This window comes from Aestuariivirga sp., from assembly GCF_044239095.1.
Classification (GTDB): Bacteria; Pseudomonadota; Alphaproteobacteria; order Rhizobiales; family Aestuariivirgaceae; genus Aestuariivirga.
Genome location: NZ_JBIICB010000154.1, coordinates 1 through 9,818, shown reverse-complemented (window position 1 = coordinate 9,818; position 9,818 = coordinate 1). Strand labels below are relative to the sequence as shown.

Sequence of the window (9,818 nt, the reverse complement as noted above, 5' to 3'; positions counted from 1 at the left end):
GCACCCGTGGGGCAGGCCTTGACGCAGGCGGGCTGCCGGTCCTCCGGCTCGAAATTCTCGTTGTAGATGCGATCCACACAGAGCGTGCATTTCTTCATCACGCCATCGGCCTGGTCATATTCGCGCGCGCCATAGGGGCAGGCCCAGGAGCAGAGCTTGCAGCCGATGCAGGTTTCGGGATTGACCAGCACGATGCCATCTTCGGCGCGCTTGTAGCTTGCCCCCGTGGGGCAGACGGTGACGCAGGCCGGCTCCTCGCAGTGCAGGCAGGAGCGTGGGAAGTTGACGATGCGCGACTGCGCCTGGCCCTCCTCCTTCACCTCATAGCCGTGGATGCGGTTGAGCCAGGTGCCGGAGGGATCCGAGCCATAGGCGTTCACGTCGTTCAGGGGTGCGGAATAGCCTTGCGTGTTCCACTCCTTGCAGGAGGTGGCGCAGGCCTGGCAGCCGACACAGGTGTCGAGGTCGATGACGAGGCCGAGCTTTTTGGCGGAAGGTGGAGGAAGCGACGTCATGTGACCCTCGTGAGCGTCTTCATGGTGGCGAATTGCGGCTCGCTGACGCCGGATTGGTCGGACGCCTTCTCGACACGAACGCGAAGATCATACCAGGCGGCCTGGCCGGTGACGGGATCGCTGTTGGAATAGCGGTAGCCGCCCTCGCGCTCGGGCAGGAGTTCCGAGATGAGATGGTTGAGCAGGAAGCCCTTGCTTGATTCGTCCGCACCGGGCTCGAGGTTCCAGGCGCCGGAGCGCTTGCCGATGGCGTTCCACGTCCAGACGGTTTCGGGATTCACCCCATCCATGAGCTTGGCCTGCGCCTTGATCTTCCCATGGTGCGAGGTGACGGTGACCCAGTCACCATCGCTGATCTTCAGCTTCGCCGCCATCTCGCGCGCCATATAGAGCCAGTTACGGCCGAGCAGCTGGCGGAGCCAGGCATTCTGCGAGCCCCAGGAGTGATACATGGCCATGGGCCGCTGGGTGACGGCATGCATGGGGAATTCAGCCTCCGACACCATCTCGCCCTCGAAGGGCGGATACCAGAAGGGGATGGGATCGAAATAGGTGGTGATACGCTGGCGATGTTCCGCAGGCGGAAGAACCTTGCCATGGCCCTGTGCTGCAAGACGGAACTTCTGCAAAGGCTCACAATAGAGTTGGTGGATGACGGGCTCCGGCTTGCCGATGAAGCCGAAGAAGGTGGCCCAGTCGAGATAGGCCCAGTTCACATGGCGGTAGTATTTCATGTGATCGGGAAGCTCGTAGAACCAGTGGCAGCCATTGTCGATATAGTGCTGCAACTGCTCGGGGTTGGGCGTGCCCCTGCCCTGCGACCGGCCATTGGGCCCGCGGAAACCGGCGAGCGGGCCGATGCCGGGTGCGCGCTCATGGTTGACGATGTAATCCGCATAGCCGCCGGGATAGCGCGGCGAGCCATCGGTGCGCGTCATGCCGGGCAGGCCGAGCCGCGTGCCGAGGTCGAGCAGCACGGTCTGGAAGGGGCGCACGTCGCGCTCAGGCTCGACCACAGGTTGGCGGATCGAATCCGCCGGACCGTCTGCCTCCGAGATCGGGCGGTCGAGCAGCGAGATGCAGTCCCAGCGCTCGAGATAGGTGGTGTCGGGCAGGATCAGGTCGGCGTATTGCACCATCTCGGACGCATAGGCATCGGAATAGATGATCTTGGGGATGGTGTAGGAACCGTCGGGCTCCTTCTGTGTCAGGTACTTGATCGTGTCCGGCACGTTCATGGCCGAGTTCCAGCTCATGTTGGCCATGTACATGAACAGAACGTCGATGCCGTAGGGGTCCTTCTTGGCCGCATTGGTGATGACCATATGCATCATGCCATGGGCAGCCAGCGGCGCATCCCAGCTATAGGCCTTGTCGAGGCGCTGGGGTGTTCCCACTTCATCAACCAGCAGGTCCTCGGGCGCTGTCACGAAACCGAGCGGGGGCCCAGGAAGCGGCGTATTGGGCTTCACCTGGCCCGGCTTGCCAGCGGGCTTCACACCGGGCGGGGGCGGCTTGGGGAATGGCGGCTTGTAGCGGAAGCCACCGGGGACATCGATTGTGCCGAGCAGGATCTGCAGCAGATGGATGGTGCGGCAGGTCTGGAAGCCGTTGGCATGGGCAGAGATTCCGCGCATGGCATGCATGGAGACGGGGCGGCCCACCATCTTCTCATGATACCGGCCCAGATGATCCGTCCACGGAACGTCGAGTGCGATCTCCTCCTCGAAGGCGGTGCGGGCAAGCTCGGCGGCGATGCGGCGGATCGTGTCCGCGGGAACGCCGGAGCGCTCCGCCACATTCTCCGCCGCCCATTCGGGCTCGAGGAAGCGCTCTGCAATGAGCGTAAAGGCGGTGACAACCCGGCGGCCGTCAGCGAGCTTGTAGCGGCCCATGAGCTTCGGCGCCGCATCGGGCGAGAGGGCGGGCATGGGCGAATTGGAATGGCTGTCCCAGACAAGGGCCGAGCCCTGCTGGTTGCGGGCAAACAGCCCATCATCCGCACCACCCGGGTTCTCAATGATGAGCCAGGGCGAGTTCGTATAGCGCAGGATGTATTCGCCATCGATCTTCTGGCTGTTGAGCAACTCATGGATAAGGGCGCCGACGAAGAGGCCGTCTGTGCCCGGCCTGATGCCGATCCACTCATCCGCGATCGCCGAGTAGCCGGTACGGATGGGATTGATCGAGACGATCTTCGCGCCACGCTCCTTCAAGAGGCCCAGCGCCTTCTTGATCGGGTTCGAGGCATGGTCCTCGGCCACGCCGAAGAGCATGAAGTATTTCGTGTGCTTCCAGTCCGGCTCACCGAACTCCCAGAAGGAGCCACCAAAGGTGTACAAGCCCGCAGCCGCCATGTTGACGGAGCAGAAGCCGCCGTGGGCGGCATAGTTGGGCGTGCCAAATTGCGCGGCCCACCAGCCGGTGAGGCCCTGGCTCTGATCTCGGCCGGTAAAAAAGGCGAGCTTCTTGGGGTCCTTCGCCCGCACATCCGAGAGCCAACCCGTGGCGGTTGAAAGTGCTTCTTCCCACTCGATCTCACGGAATTCGCCCGAGCCGCGCTCGCCGACGCGAATCAGCGGCTTCGAAAGCCGGGCAGGCGAATAATGCTGCATGATGCCGGCCGCACCCTTGCCGCAGATCACGCCCTTGTTGACCGGGTGCTCCGGGTTGCCGTCGATATAGGTGACGCGGCCATCCTTCAGCTGCACCCTGATTCCGCAGCGGCAGGCACACATGTAGCAGGTTGTGGTCTTGATCTCGTCCCAGCCCTTGGGCGAGGTGTTCACGGACGGCTCTGTCATGGGCATGCGGCTCACGGATCCAGTTACCACTACTCTAACGGCTCTTTTGGTCCTATGATAGGTCCAGACGCTGCGTTCACAGGAACCAAATTTGCGCGACTGGCTCGTCCACATCAGGCGAAATGAACACGCCAGCCTCCAGACCCAGATCAGGGAGGCGCTCGTTTCTGCCATTCTTGACGGGCAATTGGCCCGCGAGGAACCGATTCCATCTACCCGCAAGATGGCGAAGAGCCTGGGCGTTTCCAGGAACACCGTGGTTCTCGCCTATCAGGGCCTGCTGGATGACGGCTACCTCGTGGCGCGCGAGCGGTCGGGGTACTATGTCTCCGAGAAGGCGATCGAGTCAGCGGCACCTCCGAAGCTGGTGGCGAAGCCGCAGGCGGCAACAAGCAGCATCGACTGGTCCAGCCGCCTGACCATGAATCCCGCTGAGCAATCCAACGTCTCGAAACCCCTCGACTGGCAGTCCTACCCCTATCCTTTCATCTATGGCCAGGTTGACCACACGCTGTTTCCACTTGCCGAATGGCGTGACTGCGCGCGCCAGGCGCTGGGCAAGAAGTGGCTCGGTTCATGGACCAACGATACATGGGCGCATGACGACCCGCTCCTCGTCGAGCAGATCCGCCGCCGCATCCTGCCGCGCCGCGGCATCATGGCGAACGACGACGAGATCCTGGTGACGCTGGGGGCGCAGAACGCGCTCTACCTGCTGACCACGCTTCTCGTGAGCCCCGGCACGCGTGTAGGCATGGAAGAGCCTGGTTATCCGGACGTGCGCAACATCTTCCGGCTGGCCACGCCGAACGTGGCGCTGCTGCCGATGGACGAGAGGGGCCTGGCGGCCAGCGAAGAGTTCAACGCCTGCGACCTCGTCTTCACCACGCCCAGCCACCAGTTCCCCACCACCGTGACCATGCCGCTGGAGCGCCGCATGGAACTGCTCAAGCGCGCAGCCAAACATGACGTCGTCATCATCGAGGACGACTACGAATTCGAAACCAATTACGTGAACGAGCCCTGCCCCGCGCTCAAGTCGCTCGACGACGATGGACGCGTCATCTACGTCGGCTCACTGTCAAAGACACTGTTTCCGGGCCTGAGGCTCGGGTTTCTGGTGGCGCCGCGCAACGTGGTGAAGCAGGCGCGCGCCCTGCGCAGACTGATGGTGCGGCATGCGCCCAACAACAACCAGAGGACGGCGGCATTGTTTCTCTCGCTCGGCCATCACGACACGCTGATCCGGCGGTTGCACCGCGCCTATAGGAGCCGCTGGGAGATCATGGGCGAAGCATTGAAGCAGCATATTCCCGAATCGAGCCGGGTGCCGAGCTTTGGTGGTACAAGCTACTGGGTGAGAGGACGTCAGGGCCTCGACAGCGAGGAGCTTGCGCAACATGCCGCCGAGAAGGGCGTGCTGATTGAGCCGGGCCGCGTGACATTCGGCGTGAACGATGCTCCACGCAACTTCTACCGCCTCGCATTCTCCTCGATTGAAGAGCAAAAGATCGAACCGGGAATCCGCATTCTCGCAGACCTCGTGCGGCGCTGACGCGATGCGCTTGCACTCTGATAATCGCGCGCTGGCGACGGTCTACGTGCTGACCGGCATCGGCCTCGCCTCGGCACAGGATGCCGTCGTCAAATACATGTCCTCTGGCTATCCCGCTTACGAGACGCTGCTGTTCCGTTGCATCGGATCTATGCCGTTGATCGCCTACATCCTGTGGAAGGAGGGGCGCGGGTGGTCCCTGTCCACTCCGTTCTGGCCGCGCGTGCTGCTGAGAAGCCTGATCCTGGCCGTGGCCTATCTGGCCTTCGTGCTTGCGATTGCGGCGATGCCGATCGCCAACGCGGTGGCGATCTACTTCACCATGCCATTCTTTGTCGCGGGGCTCGCGGGGCCGCTGCTGGGCGAGCGCGTGCGCTTCCACCGCTGGATGGCGATCATCGCGGGCTTCGTCGGAGTGCTCATCATGGTTCGGCCAGGCGCCGGAGTGTTCGAGCCCGCAGCTTTCCTGGCGCTGCTGTCCGCCTTCGGATATGCGACGGGGCAGATGCTCAGCCGGCCGCTGTCGCAGAAGGTGGCGCCCATCGTGATCGCCACCTGGCAGAACTTCGTCTATGCCGCGATGGCGATCCTCATCTGGATCCTGTTCAGCACCGTGGACTTCGGCAGCTTCAGCCATCCCAGTCTCGTGTTCCTGTCCAGGCCATGGGTTTGGCCTGGCGCCTTCGATGCGGCGCTGCTGCTGGGCCACGGCGTGCTGGCCGGCGGCGCCATGCTGCTGTTCATCAACGCCTACCGGCTGGCGGAGACGAACTTCGTTGCGCCATTCGAGTATTCAGCGATGATCTGGGCGGTGGGATTCGGCCTCCTGCTGTTCGGCGACTTTCCGGACCTCTACACCTGGGCCGGCGCGGCAATCGTGATCACCGCGGGCATACTGATGCTCCTGCGCGACCGGCAGATCGACCGCTCGCTGGGCTAGCCCGCGCTCCGACCAGGTGGAATCACCTGGTCGAAAAGAACTCGCGCAAGATCAATCTTTTGAGCATGACCTTATCGCAAAAGTGGATCCCACTTTTGCGGGTCATGCTCTAACGCGCGTTCCGACCAGGTGGAATCACCTGGTCGAAAAGAACTCGCGCAAGATCAATCTTTTGAGCATGACCTTATCGCAAAAGTGGATTCCACTTTTGCGGGTCATGCTCTAAAGCCCGAAGCGCCGCCAGAGGTGCCCTGCGAGAGAGGCCTCGGGGAACGGGGCCTCTGCATCCACGCCGCGCCGGGCCCATATCGTGGCATACATGTGCATGAACGGCGACGAGGGGGGATCACGCGCCTCGAGGAAAAACGCAGGAACGTTCCACCAGGCGACGGGATCCACCAGTTCGGGTGGAAGGATGTCGATACCGTGGCCGCCCTCGCCCAGCATCAGGTCCGAGAGCATGTGAGGGCCTATGTTTTCCCAGCTGCGGTCTTCCGGATTAAGAGCCGCGACCCGGTCCACTGCACGGTGCCAAAGGTCGCCGGGCCTCGGCGCCGGGTTCGCCATGAAGCAGTTCGTCACCTGGGTCAGGCTCTGGCCGGTCACGGTCGGGACAGCATGGCGGAAGGGGCGGCGCTTCTCTGAGGCAACGAGCGGGCGCGCTGCCATGGCATTATCGCCGCCCAGCGCCACGATATCCATGTCGGCCCAGACACCGCCCTGCTCCGCCAGCACGCGGTAGCGGAAAAGACTCGTCAGATAGGCCATGTTGGCCGCATCCTGCTTCGGCAGCGGCAGGATGGCCGTGGCATCCCGGGCGCCGTCCAGTCGGTGAGGCTCATAGCTCCACAGCGTGATTCGATAGCCATTGCTTAGAAAGCTCGCCAGGCTGAGGCGTGCAAGCCGGGAGAGTTCGCCCGAAACCCAGAGCATGTGGACGGGAAGATCCTTCAGCATGATGATCCTCAGATCGGATAACCCGCCCAACCCTTGACCGTGCGAAGCGCCAGCGAGGACTGAATGCGCTGCACGCCGGGAAGGCGGGAGATATGCGAGCGGTGGATACGTTCATAGTCAGACGCGTCCGCCGCCACGACACGCAAGAGATAGTCGAACTGGCCGCTCATCAGGTGGCATTCGAGAATCTCCGGCACGCGCTGGACCGCCTTCTCGAATTTCTCGAACGCTTCCTCCGTCTGGGCCGAGAGGGAGACCTCGACAAAGAATTCATTGGCGAGACCCAGCGCGGCGCGGTCAAGGTTCGCGGTGTAGCCGGCGATCACGCCCGCTTCCTCCAAAAGCTTGACGCGGCGGTGGCAGGAGGATGGCGAGAGACCAGCCTTCTGTGCCAGTTCGGCAACCGGGCGCTGGGCGTTCCTCTGAAGCTCAGCCAGAATGATCAGGTCTGTCTTGTCGAGATTACGGGATGACATTCGAGTATTCTAGCTTCAGTTCGAATGAGATTTCAATGCTGCAGTGCTCACGCTGCGTCTTCGGAAATTCTTTCGAGTCGGATTTTGATAAGTTCGCTCTACCGACAAGGGAGAGAAGTCAATGCTGATCGGCGTTCCGAAAGAGATCAAGAACCATGAATACCGCGTGGGCATGACGCCCACCTCCGTGAAGGAAGCCGTGCGCCACGGGCACCAGCTGTGGGTCGAGGCCAATGCCGGTTCCGGCATCGGTGCCACCGATGCGGACTATGTCCAGGCCGGGGCCAAGATCATCCCCACGGCGGCGGAAATCTTCGCCAAGGCCGACATGATCGTGAAGGTGAAGGAGCCCCAGGCAGCCGAGCGCAAGATGCTGCGCCCAGGCCAGATCCTCTATACCTACCTCCACCTCGCCCCCGATCCGGAGCAGACCAAGGACCTGGTCAATTCGGGTGCTGTGTGCATTGCCTATGAGACCGTGACGTCCGCGCGCGGCGGGCTGCCGCTGCTGGCGCCGATGAGCCAGGTCGCGGGGCGCATGTCGGTGCAGTCCGGCGCGCATTGCCTTGAGAAGGCTCAAGGCGGCCGCGGCGTGCTGCTGGGCGGCGTTCCCGGCGTGGCGCCGGCCAAGGTCGCTATCCTTGGTGGCGGTGTCGTGGGCACCAATGCGGCCGTCGTGGCGCTCGGCATGGGTGCCGACGTGACGATTCTCGAGAAGAACACCGACCGCATGGAAGAACTCGTCGCCCGCTTCGGCACGCAGATCAAGACCATCTATTCGACACAGGGCGCGGTCGAGGATGAATGCGCCTCGGCAGACCTGGTGATCGGCGGCGTGCTGATCCCCGGTGCCGCGGCGCCGAAGCTCGTGACCCGCGCCATGCTGAAGGACTGGAAGCCGGGCTCGGTGCTGGTCGACGTCGCCATCGACCAGGGCGGCTGTGCCGAGACCTCGAAGGCCACCACCCATGCCGAGCCCACCTATGTGGTGGACGGCGTGATCCATTACTGCGTGGCCAACATGCCGGGCGGCGTTGCCCGTACCTCAACCTATGCACTGAACAATGTGACCCTGCCCTTCGCGCTGGCCATAGCCGACAAGGGCTGGAAGACGGCACTGGCAGATGACCCGCACCTGCGCAACGGCCTCAACGTGGCCAACGGCAAGGTGACCTACAAGGCCGTGGCGGACGACCTGGGCTATAGCTACGTCGCCGCCGACAAGGCGATGGCGGCCTGAAGAAACATCCCGGCCTGATTGTGGGACCGCCCGGTGCAAGCCGGGCGTTTTCATGTCTGCCCCCGTTCGCATAGGGTGGCCGCCATGGCCTATGGCATTTCGGCGTTTCGTGCACGTCGCGCGCTCGCCTTGCTGCGCCAGAGGCCGGGCGACACGCCACTCCAGCGCCGGAAGGCGTGCACGAAGGAACTTGCGGTCGCGTAGTCGAGGGTGATGGCAATGTCAGTGACGCCGAGATCGCCCAGCAAGAGGAGCTCACGCGCGACCGTATAGCGAACCTCATCCTTGATGGCCTCGAATGTCGTGCCTTCCCGCTGCAGCCGGCGCCGCATGGCGCGAGGGTGGAGACCGAGCCGTTTGGCCACTTCCTCCATGCTCGCTTGCCCAATCAACAGAAGCGAGCGGAGCAGATGGCGGACATGACCTGACATTTCCCCCCGCGACCGCTCCAAATCGGAGAGGAGACCGGCAAGGGCCCTGCCGTGCAAGCCGCTGTTGGCCTCCGGCAGCCGGTAGTCCAGAGACGACGCCCGGAGCAACAGGCCCGTCTGGCTCTGGCCGAAGCGGACCGGACAGCGGCCGAGGCGCTGATAAGGGGCAGGATCGTCCGGCGGGGCGCGCGAAACGAGGATCTCCTCAGGGCCGAGCGTTCCCTGGGTGAGCTCGGCGATGAGATTGCAGCCCACGGCTAAAACCATGTCGTAAATCTGGTGCGAGACCCTGACCGGCAGATCGTAGACGCCATATCCAAGAAGGACATCCCGGTCGGCTCGAATGAGATAGACTGCGCCGCCGGTTGAATTGTTGATCTGGAAGGCTGAGAAAGCGGCGATCGCCTCTCCCAGCGTGGCCGCATGCTTCATTGCGCTGCCCAGCGGCCCGAGTGCGGCCAGAGCCTGGCGCTGGCCGAGCAGTATCCCGATATCGTCGCGGCCCGTCGCGGTGCTGGCATTGTCGAGGATTGCGAGGTAGGCCGCATAGGGAATGAAGGCATCGGGCCGCAGCTGGTCTCGGGTGACACCTGTGCCTTGGAGCACGCCATCCAGGCCAACACCGAACTCGGCCAGCATGGACGGCAACAGCATCAGTGAGGCCGCGCGTTGCATCGCAATCTGCCCTGTTGTCACCGGCATGGGAGGCGTCCTCAAATCGCAACCACTATTGCGCGAAATTCCATACAATCCTTAATCTAACTTGAGCAAACGGGTAACGGAATGACAAGAAATCTGACGCTTGCCTTGCACTTGCTGATGGCGGCCGCGATCGGTGCGCTTGCTGCACCCGCCGAGGCAAAAACCTACAAGATGACGACCGAGATCGCACCCGGCGTG

General features: G+C 63.0%; 8 protein-coding genes. 3 read left to right on the top strand and 5 right to left on the bottom strand.

The genetic code is table 11. The annotated features are described in order from the left end of the window. On the bottom strand, positions 1 to 515 hold a 515-nt coding region (locus ACILRA_RS14050; protein WP_395662721.1), incomplete at its 3' end, for a 4Fe-4S dicluster domain-containing protein. Next, positions 512 to 3,319: a molybdopterin oxidoreductase family protein gene (locus tag ACILRA_RS14045; RefSeq protein ID WP_395662720.1), complete on the bottom strand. Its 2,808-nt coding sequence runs from the start codon at positions 3,317 to 3,319 to the stop codon at positions 512 to 514. The genes ACILRA_RS14050 and ACILRA_RS14045, both read right to left, overlap by 4 nt. A 91-nt stretch (positions 3,320 to 3,410) precedes the next feature. Here ACILRA_RS14045 and ACILRA_RS14040 point away from each other — a divergent pair, with 91 nt between their 5' ends. Both ACILRA_RS14040 and ACILRA_RS14035 read left to right on the top strand, forming a co-directional pair. Further along, positions 3,411 to 4,874 carry a PLP-dependent aminotransferase family protein gene (locus ACILRA_RS14040; RefSeq protein WP_395662719.1) on the top strand — a complete coding sequence of 488 codons (1,464 nt, stop codon included), beginning with the start codon at positions 3,411 to 3,413 and terminating at the stop codon, positions 4,872 to 4,874. 4 nt (positions 4,875 to 4,878) lie between these two features. Then, entirely contained in the window at positions 4,879 to 5,814 is a 936-nt protein-coding gene (locus tag ACILRA_RS14035; protein WP_395662718.1) for a DMT family transporter, read from the top strand. A gap of 222 nt (positions 5,815 to 6,036) precedes the next feature. On the opposite strand, the gene ACILRA_RS14030 is transcribed toward ACILRA_RS14035, so the two are convergent. Together ACILRA_RS14030 and ACILRA_RS14025 are read right to left on the bottom strand one after the other, a co-directional pair. Beyond that, on the bottom strand, positions 6,037 to 6,771 hold the full coding sequence (locus ACILRA_RS14030) for a hypothetical protein (RefSeq protein WP_395662717.1): 735 nt from the start codon (positions 6,769 to 6,771) through the stop codon (positions 6,037 to 6,039). A gap of 8 nt (positions 6,772 to 6,779) precedes the next feature. Beyond that, the gene (locus tag ACILRA_RS14025) at positions 6,780 to 7,247 is read right to left on the bottom strand and encodes an Lrp/AsnC family transcriptional regulator (protein WP_395662716.1); all 468 of its coding nucleotides are present in this window, start codon (positions 7,245 to 7,247) and stop codon (positions 6,780 to 6,782) included. Positions 7,248 to 7,368: 121 nt separating this feature from the next. Between ACILRA_RS14025 and ald the strand changes: the two genes are divergently transcribed. Further along, positions 7,369 to 8,487 (top strand): alanine dehydrogenase, encoded by a 1,119-nt coding sequence (gene ald, locus ACILRA_RS14020; RefSeq protein ID WP_395662715.1) that lies wholly within the window; start codon positions 7,369 to 7,371, stop codon positions 8,485 to 8,487. Positions 8,488 to 8,576: 89 nt separating this feature from the next. Here the strand turns inward: ald and ACILRA_RS14015 are convergent, their stop codons facing one another. After that, positions 8,577 to 9,620, bottom strand: a complete 1,044-nt coding sequence (locus ACILRA_RS14015; protein WP_395662714.1) for an AraC family transcriptional regulator — start codon at positions 9,618 to 9,620, stop codon at positions 8,577 to 8,579. Positions 9,621 to 9,818: the final 198 nt, after the last annotated feature.